The sequence below is a fragment of the Bacillus massilinigeriensis genome (assembly GCF_900117315.1).
Taxonomy (GTDB): domain Bacteria; phylum Bacillota; class Bacilli; order Bacillales; family Cytobacillaceae; genus Bacillus_BE; species Bacillus_BE massilionigeriensis.
In genome coordinates, this window is the sequence record NZ_LT630337.1 from 3,389,682 (window position 1) to 3,412,519 (window position 22,838).

At 36.2% G+C, this 22,838-nt stretch carries 21 protein-coding genes and 1 riboswitch; of the genes, 8 read left to right on the top strand and 13 right to left on the bottom strand.

The genetic code is table 11. The features are described from left to right. Positions 1–6: 6 nt before the first annotated feature. From nagE to BQ6100_RS16915, 3 genes are all read right to left on the bottom strand, one after another. The gene (gene nagE, locus BQ6100_RS16905; RefSeq protein ID WP_075982723.1) at positions 7–1,455 is read right to left on the bottom strand and encodes an N-acetylglucosamine-specific PTS transporter subunit IIBC; all 1,449 of its coding nucleotides are present in this window, start codon (positions 1,453–1,455) and stop codon (positions 7–9) included. A 309-nt stretch (positions 1,456–1,764) separates the two neighbouring features. Then, positions 1,765–2,583: a PRD domain-containing protein gene (locus tag BQ6100_RS16910; protein ID WP_075982724.1), complete on the bottom strand. Its 819-nt coding sequence runs from the start codon at positions 2,581–2,583 to the stop codon at positions 1,765–1,767. A 33-nt stretch (positions 2,584–2,616) separates the two neighbouring features. Continuing rightward, entirely contained in the window at positions 2,617–3,105 is a 489-nt protein-coding gene (locus BQ6100_RS16915; RefSeq protein ID WP_097677926.1) for a PTS sugar transporter subunit IIA, read from the bottom strand. 593 nt (positions 3,106–3,698) lie between these two features. Here BQ6100_RS16915 and BQ6100_RS16920 point away from each other — a divergent pair. Continuing rightward, positions 3,699–4,088 carry a spore coat protein gene (locus BQ6100_RS16920; protein ID WP_075982726.1) on the top strand — a complete coding sequence of 130 codons (390 nt, stop codon included), beginning with the start codon at positions 3,699–3,701 and terminating at the stop codon, positions 4,086–4,088. A 104-nt stretch (positions 4,089–4,192) separates the two neighbouring features. Here BQ6100_RS16920 and BQ6100_RS21500 read toward each other — a convergent pair whose 3' ends face one another. Beyond that, positions 4,193–4,369 (bottom strand): hypothetical protein, encoded by a 177-nt coding sequence (locus tag BQ6100_RS21500; RefSeq protein WP_173719862.1) that lies wholly within the window; start codon positions 4,367–4,369, stop codon positions 4,193–4,195. Between the two features lie 354 nt (positions 4,370–4,723). Here BQ6100_RS21500 and BQ6100_RS16925 point away from each other — a divergent pair, with 354 nt between their 5' ends. Continuing rightward, the gene (locus BQ6100_RS16925) at positions 4,724–6,376 is read left to right on the top strand and encodes an FAD-binding dehydrogenase (protein ID WP_075982727.1); all 1,653 of its coding nucleotides are present in this window, start codon (positions 4,724–4,726) and stop codon (positions 6,374–6,376) included. Between the two features lie 177 nt (positions 6,377–6,553). Here the strand turns inward: BQ6100_RS16925 and BQ6100_RS16930 are convergent, their stop codons facing one another. Continuing rightward, positions 6,554–8,125, bottom strand: a complete 1,572-nt coding sequence (locus BQ6100_RS16930) for a sensor domain-containing diguanylate cyclase (RefSeq protein ID WP_075982728.1) — start codon at positions 8,123–8,125, stop codon at positions 6,554–6,556. A 315-nt stretch (positions 8,126–8,440) separates the two neighbouring features. On the opposite strand from BQ6100_RS16930, the gene BQ6100_RS16935 reads away from it, so the two are divergent. Next, positions 8,441–9,850, top strand: coding sequence for an extracellular solute-binding protein (locus BQ6100_RS16935; protein WP_235816541.1), 1,410 nt, complete (start codon positions 8,441–8,443; stop codon positions 9,848–9,850). Positions 9,851–9,962: 112 nt separating this feature from the next. Here the strand turns inward: BQ6100_RS16935 and BQ6100_RS16940 are convergent, their stop codons facing one another. Further along, a complete protein-coding gene (locus BQ6100_RS16940; RefSeq protein ID WP_075982729.1) occupies positions 9,963–11,789 on the bottom strand; it encodes an APC family permease in 1,827 nt (608 codons plus the stop codon). Between the two features lie 159 nt (positions 11,790–11,948). Continuing rightward, positions 11,949–12,091, bottom strand: a riboswitch (cyclic di-AMP (ydaO/yuaA leader). Between the two features lie 134 nt (positions 12,092–12,225). Here BQ6100_RS16940 and BQ6100_RS21060 point away from each other — a divergent pair. Continuing rightward, positions 12,226–12,372, top strand: coding sequence for a hypothetical protein (locus BQ6100_RS21060; protein ID WP_099421393.1), 147 nt, complete (start codon positions 12,226–12,228; stop codon positions 12,370–12,372). Between the two features lie 108 nt (positions 12,373–12,480). Next, positions 12,481–12,876 carry a hypothetical protein gene (locus BQ6100_RS16945; protein ID WP_235816542.1) on the top strand — a complete coding sequence of 132 codons (396 nt, stop codon included), beginning with the start codon at positions 12,481–12,483 and terminating at the stop codon, positions 12,874–12,876. Positions 12,877–12,940: 64 nt separating this feature from the next. On the opposite strand, the gene BQ6100_RS16950 is transcribed toward BQ6100_RS16945, so the two are convergent. After that, on the bottom strand, positions 12,941–13,702 hold the full coding sequence (locus tag BQ6100_RS16950) for an SGNH/GDSL hydrolase family protein (RefSeq protein ID WP_159433168.1): 762 nt from the start codon (positions 13,700–13,702) through the stop codon (positions 12,941–12,943). 152 nt (positions 13,703–13,854) lie between these two features. Continuing rightward, a complete protein-coding gene (locus BQ6100_RS16955) occupies positions 13,855–14,736 on the bottom strand; it encodes an NAD-dependent epimerase/dehydratase family protein (protein ID WP_075982731.1) in 882 nt (293 codons plus the stop codon). Positions 14,737–14,966: 230 nt separating this feature from the next. Here BQ6100_RS16955 and BQ6100_RS16960 point away from each other — a divergent pair, with 230 nt between their 5' ends. Then, positions 14,967–15,497 carry a YceI family protein gene (locus BQ6100_RS16960; RefSeq protein WP_075982732.1) on the top strand — a complete coding sequence of 177 codons (531 nt, stop codon included), beginning with the start codon at positions 14,967–14,969 and terminating at the stop codon, positions 15,495–15,497. Between the two features lie 76 nt (positions 15,498–15,573). On the opposite strand, the gene BQ6100_RS16965 is transcribed toward BQ6100_RS16960, so the two are convergent. From BQ6100_RS16965 to BQ6100_RS16985, 5 genes are all read right to left on the bottom strand, one after another. Then, positions 15,574–17,325, bottom strand: a complete 1,752-nt coding sequence (locus tag BQ6100_RS16965) for an FTR1 family iron permease (RefSeq protein ID WP_084780446.1) — start codon at positions 17,323–17,325, stop codon at positions 15,574–15,576. 29 nt (positions 17,326–17,354) lie between these two features. Continuing rightward, positions 17,355–18,647, bottom strand: a complete 1,293-nt coding sequence (efeB, locus tag BQ6100_RS16970) for an iron uptake transporter deferrochelatase/peroxidase subunit (RefSeq protein WP_075982733.1) — start codon at positions 18,645–18,647, stop codon at positions 17,355–17,357. Continuing rightward, positions 18,648–19,505 carry an iron uptake system protein EfeO gene (gene efeO / locus BQ6100_RS16975; protein ID WP_075982734.1) on the bottom strand — a complete coding sequence of 286 codons (858 nt, stop codon included), beginning with the start codon at positions 19,503–19,505 and terminating at the stop codon, positions 18,648–18,650. Between the two features lie 133 nt (positions 19,506–19,638). Further along, positions 19,639–19,914, bottom strand: a complete 276-nt coding sequence (locus BQ6100_RS16980) for a YqhV family protein (RefSeq protein ID WP_075982735.1) — start codon at positions 19,912–19,914, stop codon at positions 19,639–19,641. A 166-nt stretch (positions 19,915–20,080) separates the two neighbouring features. Further along, positions 20,081–20,446: a hypothetical protein gene (locus BQ6100_RS16985; protein WP_075982736.1), complete on the bottom strand. Its 366-nt coding sequence runs from the start codon at positions 20,444–20,446 to the stop codon at positions 20,081–20,083. Between the two features lie 289 nt (positions 20,447–20,735). Here BQ6100_RS16985 and BQ6100_RS16990 point away from each other — a divergent pair, with 289 nt between their 5' ends. Both BQ6100_RS16990 and BQ6100_RS16995 read left to right on the top strand, forming a co-directional pair. Next, positions 20,736–21,455 (top strand): polysaccharide deacetylase family protein, encoded by a 720-nt coding sequence (locus tag BQ6100_RS16990; RefSeq protein ID WP_075982737.1) that lies wholly within the window; start codon positions 20,736–20,738, stop codon positions 21,453–21,455. A gap of 280 nt (positions 21,456–21,735) precedes the next feature. Next, the gene (locus tag BQ6100_RS16995; RefSeq protein WP_075982738.1) at positions 21,736–22,734 is read left to right on the top strand and encodes a potassium channel family protein; all 999 of its coding nucleotides are present in this window, start codon (positions 21,736–21,738) and stop codon (positions 22,732–22,734) included. Positions 22,735–22,838 lie beyond the last annotated feature (104 nt).

A 22,838-nucleotide genomic window follows, 5' to 3' on the forward strand; every position in this document is an offset into this window, starting at 1 on the left:
TGCCTGTCACCTTTTTCTTATCTTCTCAATCTCATCTGCTACAAATTGTACTTGTGTTCCGACAATGACTTGTATACTTGTTTTTCCAATGATATTGATTCCTGGAACACCTGTAGATTTAATCTTTGCTTGGTCTACTTTATTCATATCTTTTACTTCTAGTCTAAGTCGTGTAATACAGTTATCGACACTGATAACGTTTTCATCCCCGCCTAAGCCTTCATAAATTGTCGCTGCCATTTGGGCAAATCTTTCACGTTTATTCATGTTAACGGACCCTGTTTCGTCTTCAGCATCATCGTCTTCTCTGCCTGGAGTCATCAAATTAAATTTTGTAATTAAGAAACGGAATAAGAAATAATAGATCACTGCAAAGACTAAACCTTGAAGCAATAGCATATACGGCATATTTGCTAAAGGTAATCTTGAACTTAAGATAAAGTCAATAAGACCTGCGCTAAATCCAAATCCTGCTGTCCAGTGGAACAACGAAGCAATTGCTAAGGAAATACCTGTTAATGCAGCATGAACAACATAAAGCATTGGTGCAACAAACATGAAAGCGAATTCAATCGGCTCTGTTACCCCAGTTAAAAATGCTGCAAAACCTGCTGCTAGCATTAAGGATGCTACCTGTTTTTTCTTTTTCGTTTTAGCAGTGTGGTACATGGCAAGACCTGCTGCCGGCAAACCAAACATCATAATAGGGAAGAATCCAGCTTGATACATACCTGTAGTCCCTTTTACACCTTCACCTGACCAGAAATTACCAATATCATTAATTCCGGCAACATCAAACCAGAACACGGAGTTTAAGGCATGGTGTAAGCCTGTTGGAATTAATAAACGGTTAAAGAATCCATATAGACCTGCACCGGCAGCACCTAATTTAGCAATTCCTTCACCAAAGGCAACTAATCCAGAGAAGACAACTGGCCAAACAAAGAATAATACAGCTGATACTACTAACATGGAAGCTGCTGTCATGATTGGAACAAGTCGCTTTCCGCTAAAGAAAGCAAAGGCATCTGGTAATTGTACGTGGCTAAATCGATTGTACATGGTTGAAGCAACTAAACCTGAAATAATACCTACAAACGCGTTTCCAATTTTTGCGAAGGCTGGATCAACTTTATCTACTTCAATACCTTGAAGCATAGCAACCGTACCTGAAGAAAGCAAGGTGGTCACCACTAGATAAGCAACTAGACCACTAAGTGCCGAAGAACCATCCTTTTCCTTAGCCATCCCTAAGGCCACACCTACGGCAAATAGGATAGGAATATTATCAATTAAAGAACCACCGGCTTTAATTAAGAAGGCTGCAAGCGGACTATCAGCTCCCCAGCCAGTTGGGTCAACCCAATATCCTAGACCGAGTAGAATAGCTGCTGCTGGCAAGACAGCTACCGGTAACATTAACGAACGGCCTAATCTTTGGAAATATTTCTTCATGTTAATACCTCCTAATAATTGATTTTCCTTTTCGGAAGCCATTGTTTCCCTGGAATGCAAGCTATTTTTATGAATAATTTCATCGATGTTAGGAAATAACTACATCAAGACAAAAATGCAGAATGATAAATTAGACCAGTAAAACTCTTGGACATATGATCTCCTAACACACCAATTTGGGGGTTATAAAAAAGCTGGCTCCGTCAATCTGAAAGAATTCAATATGCTTACTAATTTTCTTTATTCATCAATCACCCCTTTCAATAAAATAATGATATTCTATTGAAAAAGCCCAAAGGCCTGTTCAACCTAATGCTTTCGTAACCTCTCAATGTGAAGAGTAATATATCCTAATTCCTCTTCAGGTATCTCCACTCCATAATTAGAAGCTAAATCTTTTGCTATGTCAGAAGCGCAAATATAGGAAATAGGAAATTTCCTTTTGATCATTCTTAGCATCTCTTCATCCATAATATGTGGATCGTAGTGATTCATTCTGGTTAAAGCGTATCTTAAATGTGTCACTAATCTCTGGTAGGAAAGGTCATCCTCTTGAACAGTGAGATTCATAAGCTTAATAATCCTTGTAACCATTTCCTTTACCATCGTGGTATGTCTTAAGGTTTCATGCATATCACTTCCACTTTGCTTCATTGTATGGATATGTAAAGCGATAAAAGCAGCCTCATCGACAGGCATTTCCACCTCACATTTTTCCTTTACATGCTCAATTGCCCATAGACCAATTTCATATTCTTTCCTATATAAAATTTTTATTTCTTGTAATAGCTTATTCTTCAAGGTAAGGCCATCTCTTTGTCTTTCAATCGCAAAAGAAAGGTGATCGGCGAGAACTACATGGATATGTTCATTTAATTTCGTTTCTAGGTATTCCTCTGCATAAGAAATGATTTCCTCTGAAAGAATAAAATGTTCTTCAGGAATTCTGTTTAATAACTGCTGTAGCTTTTCATTCTCCTTCATGACGAAAATTTTTTCGATTTTATGAACATTGACGATATCATTTTTTCTTTTTTGAAAGGCGATTCCAGAGCCATAGGCAATTTTCTCTTGTTGATCATCTATTACAACTACAGCATTATTATTAAGGATTTTACTGATTCTCATTATTCAACAACCCCCTTGGTTTCTATCCAATGATTACTTCCCGGAAGCTGTCATAATTACTGTCTCACCAACTATTCCCTCTTTTTCATCGCCAATTTCGTACCTTTTATTACTATCCAAGCTATTTGTTATCACGATAGGAGTAATGATGCTCTTATCATTTTCACGAAGATACTCCCAATCAACCTCCATGAGAAGCTGTCCGACTGATACCTGATCTCCTTCTTTTACCCGAACTGTAAATCCTTTACCTTTAAGATTCACTGTATCTAAACCAATGTGAATGAGAATCTCTGAGCCATCATCAGCAAGAATACCAATAGCATGGTTAGTTGGGGCTATCTGAATGATTTTCCCTTGAACAGGAGCAAAAATATTCCCTTCCTTTGGAACCATTGCAACCCCTTCCCCCATCATCCTTTGACTAAAAACGGGATCTGGAACTTCTTCTAAAGACATCACTGCTCCGTTTACTGGTGCAAATATTTGTAATTTAGGCTTTTTAAAGAAATGAAATGCCACCTTTAACACTCCCTTTTCTGATAATTATTGTCAGATTATAAATTAAATACATTATCCCATTTTTCATTATTCAGAATATTGCATTTCAGCAACAAAAGAAATAATTTTCACCTAATATAACCATTTTTATTAGGATCTATTGTAGTATTTTCAATGGAATGGTAATAAAAAAGGCATGGAGGCACAATAAAAAGGCTGCAATTAACCTTCTATTTTACCACCATGCCTGATCGTATCAGTTACATGTGATCCATATACTCTTATTGGAAATATCATACCATTAATTCTTTTAAATAACAATATGTAAGCGGTAACATTTTTATGAATATTTTTTTTATTTTAATTTATCTTGACCTTCAAAGATATTAATTAAATGTAATCAATCATTTGTAACCATTCTTGAATTTCATTCATCGATATATTAAGATAACTTAATTTTCCTATGGAATTCTGATAAAGCCCTTAATGATATAGGCTGCAAAACTTCAGTGGTAAATATACAAATTTCCACTATTATCTTAGGATATTTGTACAAACTCATCTCCTCCTGACGAATATCTTATATTGTACCAATTAGGAAAGGAGTGAATGATATGTCAGATAAATACAAACACAGTGACAAACCAAGACAAGAAACAAAAAACGATACTGATGTTAGTCAAAAAGAAATCCAAGGTTTGTTTATCCGTAATTCCCATACTGTTTCAGTTACACAAACAGAGGTACAAGGATTACTTCTTATTCAAGCTGCATTACAGGCTGCAGTAGAAGCTGCAATCCTCGTATTCGGTAATGACAACCATAAAGATGTACAACAATTACAGAAAATCTCACAATCTCTTGATGTACACCAATTCCAGTCTCAAACAACTGTTATTGAAGATTCAGGTGAAATTACTGTATTACAAACAGAAGTCCAAGTTGATGTCGTGGTACAAGCTGCAATCAACCTATTAGCTCAATTATTATTGAAAATTGGGTAATAAATCCTTCTAGAATGATAGCGGCTACCACCTCTTCCTGGTAGTCGCTTAATTCCGTTTTAAAACCTCAAAGAATAAAAAGTCAGGAATTTCTTCCTGACTTTTTATTCTACATATCCTTTTTCCTTTAATTCCTGATAAGCAGCATTTTCATTTTCTTCTTTTACTTGATATTCTAAATTGCCATCGACAAATTTAGCACATCGTCCACCAAAAGGCTTAAGAGCTTCTTTAATTACTTTAATATCAGCTACTTCTTTAACTGGATAGTTAACCTTCATCCCCATTCACCTCCTAGTTATTACTATAAAAAAGTTGGACATTATTTGCAGTGATATTGGTTACAGTTGATGATTTTTCTATCAGCATTACCATTTTTGTAATGTACTAACCAAAATCCATATCCGACTCCTCTTCGACATAAGCATTCTAATAATGGTGGTACCAGAAACCTTTACAATATTTAAATTGTTAATATATAATTAAGAAAATTCCAAAATTTAAATAAATTTACTTATATATCCACCCAATTCTTCGATTACTTTCTCATAATCACTGAAAATATGAGATTTAAGAAACTATAATGTATGCCCACTTATTACTTAAAGACAACAATTATCCTAGGAGGAAAAATGATGAATTATGATTGTATCGTGATTGGAGCCGGACTTGCAGGACTAGTGGCAACTGCTGAGCTTGCTGATGCCGGTAAAAGGGTACTACTTCTCGATCAAGAGCCAGAGAGCTCTCTCGGTGGACAAGCTTGGTGGTCCTTTGGTGGTCTATTTCTTGTCGACTCACCCGAGCAAAGAAGACTGGGAATTAAGGATTCACGTGAGCTTGCCTGGCAAGATTGGCTTGGAGCTGCCGGCTTTGACAGGGATGACGATGAGGATTATTGGGGAAAAAAGTGGGCTGAAGCCTATGTAGACTTTGCTGCCGGTGAGAAAAGAGATTGGTTATATGCCCAAGGTGTCCGCTTTTTTCCTATTGTAGGTTGGGCCGAACGAGGGGGATATCTCTCTCAAGGCCATGGAAATTCTGTCCCACGCTTTCATATTGTCTGGGGTACAGGCCCTGGGCTTGTTAAACCATTTGAAGATAGAGTTCGTCACGCCATAGAAAAGGGACTAGTAGACTATCGACCAAGGCACCAAGTAGATGAATTAATTACTGAGGATGGTGCAGTTATTGGTGTAAGGGGCTCCATTCTCACCCCAAGCTCTGTTGCACGAGGAGAAGCTAGTTCTCGCGAGGTAATTGGAGAATTTGAATTCCTGGCACAAACAGTTTTAGTATCAAGCGGTGGAATTGGTGGAAATCATGACTTGATTAGACAGAACTGGCCTTCTCGACTGGGAAAAGCTCCAAGGAACATGATTTCCGGTGTTCCAGCTCATGTTGATGGTCGAATGTTGGCAATAACAGAAAATGCTGGTGGTCGAATCGTCAATCGCGACCGCATGTGGCATTATACTGAAGGGATAAAAAACTGGGATCCAATCTGGCCAATGCATGGCATTCGCATCCTTCCAGGTCCATCATCGCTTTGGTTAGATGCAAAGGGGAAACGCTTCCCAGCACCGAATTTTCCTGGTTTTGATACATTAGGTACTCTTAAAGCAATACAGGATACTGGCTATGATTATTCATGGTTTATTTTGACGCAAAAAGTAATTGAGAAAGAATTTGCACTCTCTGGTAGTGAACAAAACCCCGATATTACAGGCAAAAGTATTAAGAAGATATTATCCCGAATTCTTCCGGGAGCCCCGGCACCTGTTCAAGCCTTTATGGACAAAGGGGAAGATTTTATTATTGCAAACACCGTATCCGAATTAGTTGCAGGAATGAATAGGCTAACCGGAGATAATCTACTTACCCTTGAGGATATCGAACAACAAATTCTTGCAAGGGATCGGGAAATGGATAACACCTTTACCAAGGACCTTCAAATCACAGCATTACGGGGTGCTCGAAATTATATCGGAGACAAACTAATTAGAGTTGCAAAGCCTCATAAGTTTCTTGATCCGAAGAACGGTCCATTAATTGCTGTTCGGTTAAATATCGTCAGTCGTAAAACATTAGGAGGGCTACAGACTGATTTATCTGGTCGAGTTCTTAACTCTTCAGGTAATCCAGTACCGGGTCTATACGCAGCAGGAGAAGTGTCAGGCTTCGGGGGAGGGGGAGTTCACGGATACCGTTCACTTGAAGGAACCTTTGTTGGTGGCTGTCTCTATACTGGTCGACAAGCAGGTCGCGCCATAGCAAAAGAAGTATAATTTCTCTCATGCCAAGGAATATTTTTCAGAAAAGAGGAACTAAAAAAACGCATTATTCTTCTGTTGGTACCAGATATAATAAAATGATATTTGTCCTCTAAAGGTACATGAATCATAGAAAATAAGGCTGAAGGGTGAATCATCCTATTGATGACTATCCTTCAGCCTTTCTTATTGTTATTGTACAATTCGTCCCTTTTTATATATTGTTGATTGATTCCTACCATGTGACTTTGACTGATAAAGTGCCGCATCAGCTCTTTCGATAATTTCCTTTGAATCTTGATCATTCTCACAACAGGAGGTGATTCCAAGGGAAATGGTAATCGGTTGGCCTGTCGGACTTTTAGTTTCTGCCACCTTATGACGTAATTTCTCAGCTATTTCAAAGGCGCATTTCTCATCCTTTTCCTTCGCTAAAATACCGAATTCTTCGCCACCATAACGGAAGCATAGGTCTTCCTCACTTGAGACACTCTGTATCATAGTTGCTAAATATTTCAGAACTTCATCCCCTAATAAATGTCCGTAATTATCATTAACTTTTTTAAAGTGATCAATATCGAGAAAAATAATAGAAAACGGAATCTGTTCATCCATCCATTCCTTAATAACAGAATCGAATGTTTTTCGATTAGCTAAACCTGTTAAACCATCTAATTGGATTTGATTATTTAATAGATTAATATGTTCTTTAAATTGATGGTAAAGTTGTCGAACCTCATAAATATTTGAATCTATTTTTAATGTTTTAAGAGGAGTAACCTTATTTTGATTAATCGCATCCTCAGAATACTTTGCTAAAGTGTTTAAAGGCTTAGAAAGATTATTTGCTAATAGACCTGCAATAAATAAAATTAATAGTAAGAGCGGCAGAGATTGAATAGACATTTTTTTCAATAGGTCTTTAAGCGGTTCTTCCATTACTTGAACAGGAGTTTGTGTAACAATCCCCAGACCTAATTTTTTCTCATATGCATATCCAGCAAAAAACTTCTTACCTTCAGAATTTACAATTTGGGAGGAGCCACTTTTTCCCTGCATCACCTGTTGAACGACTTTATTATCGGACACATCGTCATTGATTCTGCTTGCATCTGGATGATAGATAATTCGACCGTTTTGATTGACCACATATACGTAGGATCCGTTTCCATACTCGTGGTTGTTTAGTATTTTTTTAATAATATTGTCACTTTCTAAATATATCGTTCCTGCCAGGACCCCTTTATAATATCCCTTTTCATCAAAAATAGGGGTTGTGACGAGCATTATGATCTGACCAGAAGTTGCACGGTACGGATGGGAGATAAATGGCTTTTTCCACTTCAGGGCATTTTTCATTGTTTCAGATTGAATTTTCATGCCTGAGGTTACCTTTTTTCCATTAAAATCAATAACTAAAGGAGATATAGCTTTAATCACACCTTCAGTATCGGTAATAAACAATGAATTGAAATAGTAACTGTTGGCAAATCTCCATGTATCTAAATCCTCATATTCAAATTCACGAAATCCTGCGGTTCTACCAATCGCATTTAGATTTTGTTGCATATAATCTAGCATATCTGTTGTACTTAAGGATAGTTTGTTGGCATATTGATAATTGCTTTCCATGTACTCCTTTGCCAGCGCCTCTTTAAGCGCACTTCTAGCGGAAAACCAACTGACAACAATCATGCTTATGATCGTGATGATAACCAATAAGCTAATTGCGTATTGAAATTTAATCCCCTTTTTTTCTTGCATTATATACTTTCTCTCCTACTTTTTACAAAGTTCCCCAAGCTTATCAGATAATCAATAGATCGTTTTTGTCGAACAATGTCTTTATCGTACAATATTGTCAAATAAAATTCTAGTTATTATACTAAAGATTCTGAAATTTAATTATATATTAATGATACATTAGAAAAATGTCTATCCACGTTGCATAACTGGCTCATAAAGAACTTATCCATCTTGGATATCTAATATTGAAAATTTATTATTTTTGTAGTATAAAGATTTCATTGTTTTTAATGTTATAATTATTACGACTATTAACTGCAAGAAGGTGAGAAAGTGAAACCTCCTATTTGGATGATTGCCTTACTCCTCCTATCCTTAATTAGCTGTTCTACCGAAACAGATAAGCCTGTAAAGAAAAATAACAGTGACAACCACCCTTTAACAACTATTAAAATAATTGCCGATGGGCCAAATTCTGTCACTGCATTTAAGTTAGAAGAAGAGGAAATAGCAAAGAAATTTGGTGTTAAACTCGTTTTTCATTATCCAGATCGAATTACTGAAAATGTAGAGGATTTTCTTTTTACTGCAAGGGATGAAAAGTATGATATTTTTGTTCTTTATTCCGAAAAGCTACCATTATATGTTGAACAAAATATGATTCTGCCTTTAGACAACTATATAAACGAAGAAACCACTTCAGATATCCTACCAATTTACAAGAATATGTATATGAAATACAATCATCATGATTATGGCATGATTTACGACGGAGGCGCCCACTTATTATTTTATCGAGAGGATCTCTTTAAAAAGTATAATGAAGAATATAAAAAAATGTACGGTGTTGACTTGGCTGCCCCAAAAACATGGGAGGAACATGATCGTATTGCAAAGTTCCTAACTCGAGATACTAATGGGGATGGGAAATACGACATTTATGGAACCGCTTTTTTAAATGATGTTGGAATGAGGTATATTTGGTATTTAAATCGTTTCCTTTCAAAAGGAGGCTCTTATTTTGATGAGGATATGACACCGTTAATTGACTCTGATATTGGTATCGAAGCATTAAGAGAGATGGTTCATTTATCAAATAGTAAAGCAGTACCACCTGGAGCCACTTACGATTGGACTGACTTAAATTCAGCCTTCCTTCAAGGGAACGTTGCCATGGTGGTTCAATGGAGTGATACCGCACGTTTTTCCTATGATAAGAAAACATGGGATTCAAAAGTCGCTGGAAAAGTAGGTTGGACACTTGTGCCGGGCGATGGAAAAACTCATCCTCAAGGTGGCACTTGGCTCGCACGTGTACTGGCAATATCTAAGGAAACCGATAACCCAGACAAAGTATGGGAGGTTATTCAGTATATTACTTCAAAAGAAATTAGCAATCGTGCGATAAAGTCCTATGATGCAGGGAATGACCCCTATCGTCAAAGTCACTTTATAGTAAATGAAAAAGGACCCTTTTCTAGCATTGAAGAAAATAAAAGTCTTCTTAATACGTTAGAAAAAAGTCTTGAAAATACAAATGCTGATTTAATTATGCCAGGATGTAGGGAATATATGCAAAGTCTTGACAACAACATTGGACTTGCCTTAATTGGTAATCTTTCTCCGGAAGAAGCTTTGGAAAAAACAGCGAAGGAGTGGGAGCAAATCACCGATCAATATGGTAGGGAAAATCAAAAGCAGCATTATAAAGCATGGTTAAACAAAGTAGAGAAAATAAAATAGATTCAACTTCAATAAAAGAGGGAATTCCAAAAAATAAGAGCACCACTTTAAAAAGCGGTGCTCTCTCCGAACTATACCGTTTTTCTTCCTATAATTATAGTTGAAAATACAGTTATTTTTTAAGATGATATGGTACAGTGGAAACAACTACATTCCTTCTATATAAAAGATGAGCACGAATCAAAAGGCTAGATTGATTATGCAAAATATCATGCCATCTCTTCTTTGGGATGAACTGAGGGATTAACACTGTAACACGATAATTTGATTCTCTTGCCTTATGCTCAACAATATCAATAAACTTTGTTAAAGGCTGTACAATGCTTCTATAATAAGAATGTAGAGTAACCAAACGAATTTCTGGTTGCCATTTTTTCCACTTTTCTTCAAACCTTTTTTCATCTTCTCGATTGAAGGATACATAGACAGCAAAAATCTGGTCAACCTGCAAAGACTTTGCATAATTCAATGAATTTTCAACAACGTGGGTTATACCAGCAACAGGAACGATGATTACATTTCCCTCAATCGGTAATAATTGTTCATTTTCTGAAACTCGAAGCTGTTCACCAACCGAATCATAATGTTTTTTGATTTGATGAAACACAAAAATAAGGATTGGTAGAAAAATTAATACAGACCATACCTGAAAAAACTTCGTAATAAAGAAGGTCATCAAAACTAAGAAACTAATTACTGCACCGACAAAATTAATGGTAAGCTTGAACTTCCAACCTGCAGGCTTTTCACGAACCCATTTCACAAGCATTCCTGTTTGAGATAAGGTAAAAGGAATAAATACGCCAACAGCATAAAGCGGGATTAATTGTTCAGTTTGCCCCTTAAATAAAATGATTAAAAGAATAGAGGCAGCACCTAGAAAAATAATACCGTTTGAATAGCCTAAGCGATCCCCTCTTATCGTAAATATTCTGGAAAAATATTTATCCTTTGCAAGATTATATGCAAGCATTGGGAAAGCTGAGTACCCTGTATTAGCAGCAAGAACAAGAATCATTGCCGTTGTTCCTTGAATAAAATAGTACATTAAATTCCTACCAAAAACAGATGATGCTATTTGGGAAACAACAGTTTCTTCTCCCTTAGGAGTTATCCCATAATAAAAGGCCAAAAGGACAATACCCACAAACAATATAGCTAATAATAAACCCATTGCCATCAAGGTTTTTGCTGCATTTCTTGCTCTTGGCTCTTTAAAATTTGGAATAGCATTAGAAATAGCTTCTACACCTGTTAATGCAGAGCTACCAGAAGCAAAGGCTCTTAATAGTAGAAATAATGAAATTCCCGCTACTGGTGTCCCAATTGGTGCATGAAGATCAGGTGGGACTTGACCAGTTAAAATATTAAATATGCCTTTGCCTATTAATATAAATAGAGCAAATACAAATAGATAAACGGGATAGGCTAACACTGAAGCTGACTCTGTTATCCCTCTTAAATTTAATATTGTAATAAAAATTACGAGCACGATAGATATTATGACATTATGTTCATGAAGGCTTGGAATTGCTGAAGTAATGGCATCTGTTCCTGCAGAGATACTAACCGCAACAGTAAGGATGTAATCAACTAATAAGGAACCACCGGCAATCAAACCTGGATTTACACCTAGATTTTCTTTAGAAACAATATATGCCCCGCCACCTTGTGGGTAAGCAAATATGATTTGACGATAAGACAAAATTAATGCAACTAAAAGGATTAAAACAGCGACTGCTATTGGAAGGGTATACCAAAAGGCAGCAGCACTTATTGTAATTAACACAAGTAAAATTTGTTCTGGCCCATAAGCAACTGAAGATAGAGCATCAGAGGATAGAATCGCTAAAGCCTTAGTTTTACTTAGCTTTTGCTCTCCTAACTCTTCAGACTTTAATGGGCGACCGATTAATAATCTTTTTATAGCTGATAACATGATTGCACCCCAATAATTTCTTATTTTTAATATTTCCTTGATTGATAAAAAGCAAACTATATTATTGGAATCATTTATAAGCAGCTTTTAAACAAAAAAATGCCCACAAGGCGCAGTAAATAGCCTGTGGACAATTATCTCTTTGTCGCAACAGCTTCACCTTCCTCTTTGAACGCTTACGGAGTTAGCTGTCGGATTCGGACTAAAGAGTAGCCCTACCTTTTAAAAGGATTCACCCCAAGTGTAGCATTCCTACACAAAAATTGGGTCCCCCGTTCCAATGGATTAAGCGATATGAATTTTGAAACTGATGATAATCTTACTCCTATCATTTCGAGTTGTAAATACTCTTTTTAAAAATTTATTTGTGTTTCATTTTTATTTATCATTCATTTGTCAATAATACAATTATTAACTTCTTACGAGGAGAATTATTATGAATAAAAAGAAAAAACCATTATTATCAGATGAAGCATTAACCGAGATTGCTAGAGAAATCAGCACAGAATTTAGTAAAAAGGAGGAAGATAATAATAAGAAAGAGCAGAATAAAAGAAAACTTAAGAGAAATGCATCTTCCTAAGAAAAATGTTGTATGACCTACTCTCTAAAGAGAAGTCTATTAAAAGTGGTATATTTCCCCTCGGAACAAAATATGATGAATTATCCAAGGTTAGTGGGGGGAATATATTTGAGTAATTTTGAAGACCTTCAAATCACAGAAGAAATGTTAATAAAATTTCATGAGCTAAATCAAAAGAAAAAAGAGATTGAATTTGAAATCAATCAAATGAAAGATCTGTTCCATCGCTATTTTGACCAACACGTTGGCCCTAATCAAAAAGGAGAAATATCTATTAATCGGTACAGGCTGCAGAGACAAATTAGAAAAATAGAGAAGTATAATGATAAAGAAACAATTAAGAGATTAGAAGAGTTAAAAATGAATGACCTCATTGAAATTGTGAAAAAACCAGATGATGCAAAAATTAAATCTGCTATTAATCTTGGATTAATTAGCGCTCAGGATTTAGATGGTTGTATTCATACATCCACCTCAAATGCTATCTCTGTCAAACAAATATAAGGGGGATTTCCCAATAGTGTTATTGGTGCCTGGCACCCTCATTATTGGGAATCCCCCTTAAATATTATTTCACTTTAACAATTGATTTCCAAAACTCATTAGCGATGACTTTATAGCCTGCAATACTTAGATGAATATTTGTAGGATTCGTAAAGTAGTCTTGATACTTACTGGCGATCGGTTTTTCTGTTGCTACGTAAGTATCTTTGTGATTTTTAGCAGCCAAAGAAATTTGACCATTAAAGGCAGTCAATAATGGAAGCAAGGCTTTTTGTTGTTCTGCTGGATAATATGGGTATGGATTATAATAACCCATAACAAAAACCTTCGCTTTTGAATTTAGTTTATCAATTTGAGTAAGGATTTCGTTTAGATTTTTAGCAACTCCCGGAATAAATTCTGCAATTTTTGTAGGATCTGTTGGGTTTGCTTTAATAGCTGCTAATAAATCATTTGCGCCAATATCAATGGTAATATGAGTGGCTTCCTTTACCTCCTTTTGAATCTTTTTACTCTTTAATAAATCCACTTTTAATTGTTCGGAGGTATAACCTGGTATTCCAAAATTATCATAGTCTGATAGTTTGTAAGTACTCTTGTTCTTGGTGAAATTATCTGCAATATAATCAGGATAGCCATAATCAATAAATCCATCTGGAGTCTGCCCAGCAGCGAGGGAATCACCTAATGCGACATACTGGACAACCTTTGGAGCTGGCTTCTTTGGAGCTGCCTTCTTCGTTTCTTTTGCAACACCGGTAAATGGCAGGCCAAAGAATAAGGCTCCCGCCAATAAAAGACTTGCTGTTTTTCTCTTTTTACTCATTCTTTTCTCCCCTTTTTTGGTATAAACCATCATTTTTTCCACCTGTTTACAATTCTATACCCTACTAAATATTTCCTTCTATTATTTTTCGAAATTTTTCGACATAGGAGGTGCCAGGCACCATCCAAATATTGGATGGTGCCTGGCACCTTTTAAGCCATATAGTATTCTATCAATTCGTCGATAGAGTGATTTAAGTCTGAAAAATGATATCCGAGACTAGCTGCCTTGTCTGTATTGACTCCCCAAGACCCATCTAGACCATATGGGGAGGCGTTTGTTTTTGTCAATTCATTCGTTAGGATTGCCTTCCTGCCAACAAGTTTTTCTATTTTTTCAAATAGCTCTTTCAAAGACATATCCCCTTTTGAACCAGGGTTAATTGGACCGACAAATGAAGATTCACCCATTTTATATAAGAAATCAGCCGCTTCATGCGACATAATAAAGCTAAATCTAACATCTGGATTTGTTACACCAATTGGTTCTCCATTCATTACCCTTTCAACATGAAATTTTAACCGATTCGTAAAATCATCCTTTCCAATAACTATGGGAAATCGGACAGCTACAGTTTCAAATTGATTGCTCTGAAAAAGAACAGCCTCTGATGCCCTTTTTGCTTCCTGATATCCTTCATAGCCTGGATATTCTTTTCTTCCTTTGAATGGAAATGAAAAAGAGCCCGGATCAAAATTTTCTTCTTTATGATTGACCCCATAATCATAAACCGCTTGTGATGAGGTGAAAATATATCTTTTTACCCTTCCCTTTAATGCATCAGCCATATCACTAGCCTCCTGAGGAGAAAAACACGATTGATCGTAAACAACATCCCAACTCCTATTTTCAAAAATCCCTCTAATGGTTGAGGTATCTTCTCGATCAAGGATTAGTCGATTAACCTTATCCCCAAAAGAATCAGGTGTAAGCCCCCTTGTTGCTATCGTTACATTTTTCCCACTATCAATCAATTTCTCTACAAGTCTTTTACCAAAAAATTGTGTTCCACCTAATACTAGTACATCTTTCATCAAAATCACCTCTAAAAATATAAATTAACCCATATTTTTCCTTGTAGCCATTTTAATGATATACAAGCCTTATAATTTTTACAAATTTTAGGTAAACCAACTATTATTAATCAATAAAATTTTATTTATTGACATCTACATAGTGTTAACATATAATTTATCTTGAATTAAGTTATCTCGAATTTGAGATATTATAAATAAAAAAAAAACAAAGTGGAGGAGAAATAAAAATGACAAAAACAAAATGGGCAGTTGATCCAGCTCACAGCAGTGTGGATTTTTCAATTAAACATATGATGATTGCAAACGTAAAGGGGAGCTTTAAACAATTCGATGCAACCATTGATGCAGATCCAACAGACTTAACAACAGCTACTATTCAATTTTCTGTGGACCTTGCAAGCGTAGATACTCGAAATGAAGACCGTGATAACCATCTACGTTCTGGCGATTTCTTTGATGTTGAAAACAATCCTAAAATGACCTTTACCGCAACAAATATTACAAGAAAAGACGAGGATGAATACGAGGTAACCGGAGACTTAAATCTTCATGGAGTAACAAAACAAGAAACATTTGCTGTTACTTTTGAAGGTCAAGGACTAGATCCATGGGGTAATCAAAAGGTTGGCTTTAGCGCAGTTGGAGCAATTAAACGCAGTGATTACAACTTAACTTGGAATGCAGCTCTTGAAACAGGTGGCGTACTTGTCGGCGATAAAGTAAAAATTGATATCCAAATTCAAGCCGCAAAGGCTTAAGAAATTAAAAGAGGCGGTCCCAAAGATATCACTAATGGGACCGCCCTATTTCTAAATAGATGACTATAGTTATCTATTAAGCAGCGATTTGACTATTTTTTTCCCTCTTTTTTACTACAATGCTAATAATAAATATGACTACCAATAACCCCAGCTGAGGTAAAAATGTCTCCAACGTAGGATAAAGTCCAATCCATTCGATAAAAGGAAATGGATATAAACTATGAGTTGGCAAGACATTTGAAATCTGCAAAGCATGAATACTGATTCCCAAAATTTTAAATGATAGGATATAGATTAATATGGTTGCGGTTAAGAAAAATAAGCGAATTGGAATTTTCACGCTGTAATGGATAATTAAGAATCCTAGAATAACAATGATAACCAAAGCCAATGCAATACCCGATAAAAGTGCATTCAAGCTAATTTTTGGAGCCATCCCAGCATAGAAAATGATCGTTTCTGCTCCTTCTCTAAAAATTGAAAGAAAGCTGATTAGAGCAAATGAAAATAGGCTTCCAGTGGCTAATGCCTGACCCATTTGACGATTAATATAGCGGCTCCAATTTTGAACATTTGTTTTATTATGAAGCCAAGCTCCAACCGAGAGCATCATTGCCACCGCCACGATACCTGTTATTCCTTCAATGTACTCACGGCTAGACGCCGCCCCAATCTTTGAAAAAATGATATTAATGAAAACCGCTAAAATTGCACTTGCAAGTAGCCCAAAAACTACTCCTAACCAAATCCACTTTTGCTTATTACTATTACCTGTCTTCTTTAAAAAGCCTACTAATGTAGCGACAATTAATATCGCTTCTAACCCTTCTCTTAAAAGGATTAATGCTGAATCCCACATGGTGTAGTTGTCTAAGTTGAGCAGCGGCTTAAGCCTTGTATGTAACTCCTTTACGATTTCTGCTGCCTTTTTTAAATCCCCATTCTGAGAGTTTAATAGACTAATTACGGTTGGCACCTTTGTTTCCATATCATTGTATAGCTTGCTGTCTCTTGTTTGCACATCCCCCTCTACCATGGGCCAAATAATGAGCAATTGATTTAAATGTTCAGTTGCTTCGCTAACTGATTGCTTTTCCATCGCAATGCTGCTTTTCGCTAATAAATTCGTGATATCACTTAATGAGTGATCTTTACCTATCTTCTTTGAGACATTACCTGATAGAAAATGATTGATTGCAGTACTAAGGCGATCAATACTATTCAATGCCTTTTCATTGTTTGGAGGTTCCTCTGTAATTGCAATTCGAATAAAGGCCATATAAGTTTCAATTTCACCATAGGAAGCAACACTTTCCGTACGAACAATTTTTTCAGCTGCTGTCCACTTACTATTAAACTGGCGATAAAGTGTATTTGCCTTAGTAAAATTGCCCTCTTCAACGGTAGATTTCAAATCATTTAAATGTGGTAAAAGTAATTGAACCTTTTCCTTCTCCCTTTCCTTATCAACTGGGTTTTGCTCCTCATCATATTGAACAAATGCATTCGATAGTTTTGATAATGCCTGATTGACTGATTCCACATCTTGATGTCCTAGAGATTTTCTTACTGCAGCTAATTCCTCCTCGACTTTTTCAGCTAATTTTCCAGTCTTTTTAATCTTAGCCCAGTCTTTTTCAAAGAGAGAGAGATTGTTTTCAATAGCCTTCCAATCCTCTTCTTTTACCTTCATCAGGCTATCCCCTATATAAATAAATAACTCATCATGGTTCTCAACTGCTTGTACCTTGGTTACAACTGAGCCATTTAAAAGCAAAAAAAGGATCAAAACAATCGAAAACCATTTCATTTTTAAAGCATTCATAAAACCTCTCCCCTTATCAAAAACACGGACTAATGAAAAAGCGTCTCTCCTATGTAACTATCTGATTTTGCTCCTGGTAGGCAGGCAAAAATTGCGCTTCCCCGATGAACCGTGTACTCATTTAATTTATCGTTTTTTGCAAGGCGCTCCTGGATTGGAATAAATTGCTTACTCGGAGACCTTTGGAAGCTGATAAAAAGTAACCCGGCATCAAAGCTGCCTGTCTTTAAGTCCATACCATCTGCATAAGAGTATCCTCTCCGCAAAATAATCTCTTTCCCATTGCCATGTGCAAGTCGGACATGTGCTGTTGCGGGGATAAAAGTATTTCCTTTTTCATCTTTTTTGTTTAGATCGACTGAATCAAATTCATCCTTTTGACCTAATGGAGCCCCGCTATCCCGGTAGCGTCCAAAGGTAACTTCTTGATCCTTTAATGTAGAACGATCCCAAACCTCGATATACATCTGTATTCTTCTTATCACCATATAGCTGCCATTTATAAGCCAATTTGGACCATCCCCTGGCTGAACCCAAACATGTTGATTCATTTCCTTTTGATTTTTCACATCAGGATTGATGGTTCCATCCTTAAAACCAAATAAGTTTCTCGGTGTTTCATTTTTAGTGTCCGCTTGTTTTGAACGCTGAAAACCAGTTTGTGCCCATCGAATGGTTGCTTTTCCTCTCGCTATCCTAGCCAAGTTTCTGACAGCATGAAAAGCAACCTGTGCATCATCTGCACAGGCTTGTATACACAAGTCTCCACCGGTCCAGTCTTCCTTTAAGGAATCCAAAGGAAATTTGGGTAAATCAACTAATTCTTTAGGTTGTTTAGCTTTTAAACCAAAACGGTCCTTTCCCTCTTTCTCAAAAAGACTTGGGCCAACACCAAAGGTAATGGTTAAATTAGATGGAGAAAGGCCGGATGCCTCCCCAGTATCCTTTGGGGGTAAAAATCCATTTGCTGAAGGCTCTCCTACTGGTTTTCCCTTCGTCATCAACGCAGAGGCCTTTGTCCAGTCTTGAAACAACTTTACCAACTCATCCCGCTCATTAGTCGTCATATCCATAGCTACACAATATATATGATTTTGCGCAGGGGTAATAATTCCAGCTTGGTGCTTCCCGTAAAACGGAACAATATTGGTTTCCTTTTCCTCAACGGAATGGGTTTCTGCGACAGATAGAATCCCTCCTAAACCAGACGCTCCGAGAATAACTCCTACTCCCCCAATCCCAGCCATTTTCAGTACCTCTCTCCTTGATACTGGTCTGACTATTTCTCCTCGTTCTCTATGGTTTTCAAGCTCATTCTTCAATTATGATCCCTCCACAACTATTCCAATTTGAGAAAGGGGCTCTGCTAGTGCATCAATTGCCTGGCTTAATTGTTTAACCTCATCCTTCGTCAATTCCGTATATAATTTATATCCTTCGCCCTGTTTTTGTTGATCTAATAACGTATATACATCATCAAATCGGGACTGAATTTCTGAAGATAGCTCTTGATTCTTCTCCTTTAAAGTTGGATTCAATAATTGATAGATCTTTTCTGCACCTTGAACATTTGCAACAAAATCATATAAATCTGTATGAGAGTATCTGTCCTCCTCCCCTGTTACCTTTGAAGTAGAAACCTCGTTGAGTAAATCAACCGCTCCTGTTATCAATAATTCAGGAGTTACCTCAACTGTTTCTACTTTTGCACGGAGTAAGGTGACATCCTTCATTAATTGTTCTGCATATTCGGTATAGCCCTCTGTAGTTTTTTCTACCCACAACCCTTGTTCAATTCGATGATACCCAGACCATTCCTCCTCAGGCACATCCCCTTCACGTGCATCAATCTTTGGATCTAAATCCCCAAACACCTCAGCTATTGGTTCGGATCTTTCATAATGCATTCGAGCTGGAGCATACAATTCCTTGGCTAAATCAATATCCCCTTCAATTACTGCATGAGTGAATTGCTCCGTTTCTTTTACAAATTCTTCAATTTCAGCTAGTGCAAATTCACGATAATCCTTTGTAACTTGTTCCAAAATAGCTGTTTCTTTTTTGGATAATTCGTTGTCTGTCGCATGATCTTTTGAGGCCTTTTCACTTGCATCCGAGCAGCCAAATAATAGAATACTAGAACCTAATATTAGTAATGCTGTAGCCAAACCCTTTTTCATATGTATTCCCCCACCAACTTCTTATTGATAACAATTTTCATTTACCATGATAACCCTATTGATAATCATTTTCAATAGGTAGGTAAAAAAAAGTTATGAATATTCAGATTGGCTCAAGGATAGCCATTGTCCTCTAATGACTTTTTATACCGTATAGGATAAATCCAACCCCTAAGAAAATCCAAAACATTTTAATAAACGAAATCTTTTCTGCAATTCCAAATAAACCAATCGTAGTGGTAGCTATTAATATAATGGGGCCTACAAGGGCTAATGAGCTATTAATAATCAATGCTTTTTCAATTTCATTAAATTTCATCATTAAGATGGCAGCAAATATTTCAATGCTACCAGAAAGAATCCTTAATAGTGCCATTCCGAGAATAGCCTTTTCTAGTAATATAAACATTTCCTCTCCCCCTGCTAACTATTTCTACAACAGTATATGCAGCTGCAAGGCAGACAAGGACAAGTAATTTTTATTACTCTGTTAGGGAGAACAACATCTATTTCCATTTAACATAAAGAAAAAGGACTACCCTTCTTAGGAGGATAGTCCACGAATTTAATGGATATTATGAAATAATCTCATCATCTTTATAATTTCCTAGCACATTTTCAAGCAGTGATCCTTCGTATTGAATCGCTTTTCCAACGAATTCAGTAATAAATCTTTCATAATTGTGATAATCATTATTATATAAATACTGTAAAGCCTCAAGCATGGAATGCTTTAAATCCGCAATGATTAGAAACATGTCACTGTGATTAAATTCAAATCCCATAGAAGCTTCAAATTGGTTAATCCCATTTAATGCATCACAAAGCGCCCTCACACAATTATCATGGTCATCCTGTAAATAGTAATTCAATGACTTTATGGTTTTAGCTCTGGCATCAGTGATTCGAGAAACATTCATTAAACACACTTCTTCTCGCATCGAAATACCTCCTCGCCTTTTTTACTATTATTGGAAGTTCTTTTGGTTTTAATACATTCCAAAGAATCAAGGGTAGCATATCATAAGAATAAATACATCTTTATCAGCAATGGACCTCAGGGAAAGAACTTTTATGTAATACACGGTGACAATGATAAATAGAAATTTTTGATGACTGGAAAGCCTTTTTTATCAAACTACAATTATTTAATATTACCTAAATATGTTTATTTTTACATTTTATTATATTAAACTAATATTAACAGATAGTAGTACAGGGGAGAAACGAATGTCTAAGAAAATAACCATCCTATTGATTTCATTTATTTTTATTATTAGCTTTATTTTTGGTGACAGCTCACTCGTTCAAGCAAAAACGAGTAGCAGTCCAAAAAAAGTAGTTTATTTAACCTTTGATGATGGTCCAAGTGTTAATACTCGAAAAATATTAGATATATTAAATAGAAAAAAAGTAAAGGGAACATTTTTCCTTATTGAACCGAATATTAAGCGTTATCCATTAACGGCAAAACGAATTGTGAGGGAAGGAAGCTACGTTGGTTTACACAGTGTTTCCCACTCGGTAGCCAGGCTATATAAAGGAAGCCCAACTAATGTGGCAACTGAAATGGAGAAAACGAGACTAACTCTTAAAAAAGTTACAAATGTCGATAGTCATCTAACTAGAGTCCCTTATGGAAGCAAACCATATATGACCACGTCCTTCAGAAATGCACTTGTGAAAAAGAAATTAAAAATGTGGGATTGGAATATAGACTCTCTTGATTGGAAATATAGTTCAAGTAATCCTGCAAAAATTGTCAGTAACGTAAAAACAGGATTAAAAGGAAAAAAAGGCCCTGTTATCATACTTTTCCATGAGAAAAAGGGAACTATCCAAAAATTACCAGAGATTATTGATTACCTTCGAAAAAATGGATATACCTTTGCAATCTATGATCCTAACCATCATTTCCAAATGAATTTTTGGAAAGATAAAAGATTATAAAGTGAAACTTCCATCAGTCGGGGTTTTCTTCATCCCCCACTGATGGTTAGTTGACCCAATCGGACCTTTAATCCTCTACTATCTTCTTTGCATACACGCAGAACCCTGAGGCAGGGGTCTTACACCCGTTTAGGCGGGATAAACACGATTCAAATATCACACTGGGGCTATCCCTAGGGGAAAGGAAACAATAACCTCCCTCTAAGGAAGCCCCAGTTTTTTTTTCACCATTCTCGTCAATAATGAAAGGGTAAACTTTGACCGATTAGAGGTGAGAAAGATGTCACACCATTTATATACAAGCTTTTTGAGATTGCCTCTTTTATTAAGAATACTATTAATTGCTGTAATTATTATTTTTACATTTGGATTAATTATTTCAGTCATTGAACCGAATGTTTTTCCCACCATTTTTGATGGCATTTGGTGGGCGATGATTACTGCATCAACTGTTGGATACGGTGATTTGGTCCCTGAAAGCATTCTCGGTAGGGTAATTGGAATGATACTAATATTTTTAGGAGCCGGTATTCTTTCCTCTTATTTTGTTGCTTTATCAACGACAGCCGTAACGAAACAAAATGAATACATGGAAGGAAAAATGGTCTTTAAGGGGAGAGGTCATTTTATTATCGTAGGTTGGAATGAAAGGTCCAGAGTAATAATCTCAACATTACTTAATCATGATTCACATTCAATTATCTTAATTGACCAAACATTAGAATCCAATCCCATTCCCCATAAACAAGTGCATTTTATTAAAGGAATGGCTAATTTAGATGATATTTTAATGAAAGCGAATATTGCTGAAGCTGAAAAGGTTATTCTTACTGCAGATCAAAATAAGGACGAACAGCATGCAGATATGAATACCATTCTAACCCTTCTTGCCATAAAGGGACTTAATCCGAATCTAATATGCATCGTTGAGATTTTAACATCCGATTATGTCGCAAATGCAAAAAGGGCCGGAGCAGATGAGATTATCCAATCGAATGTTTTAACAAGCTATGTCATGTCAAATTGTCTTTCAATCGGTGAGGTAGGGCATTCCTCTCTTTTACTTTTGCTTAATCACTTGCAGGATAATCAATTATCCTTAAACTCAGGGCAGCCCTACGAAGGGTATACAGTATCGGGGCTTAGTGCGCAACTTTTAAAGCAGGGCACCCTCCTTATTGGAATTCGAAAAGGGGAAGAAACCTTGATTAATCCTCCTCACACCTACGTAATAAATAATAGCGACCAATTGCTTGTTGTTGAGAAAAATAGAACTTGATGCCGCTCATATTCCGACTATATAGCGGCATTAGTGGCTCTCCTTTCCCTTTTCGGCTTTCTACTGCCTTATTTTTTAGGTTTGAAAAATTGACCTAATAACCA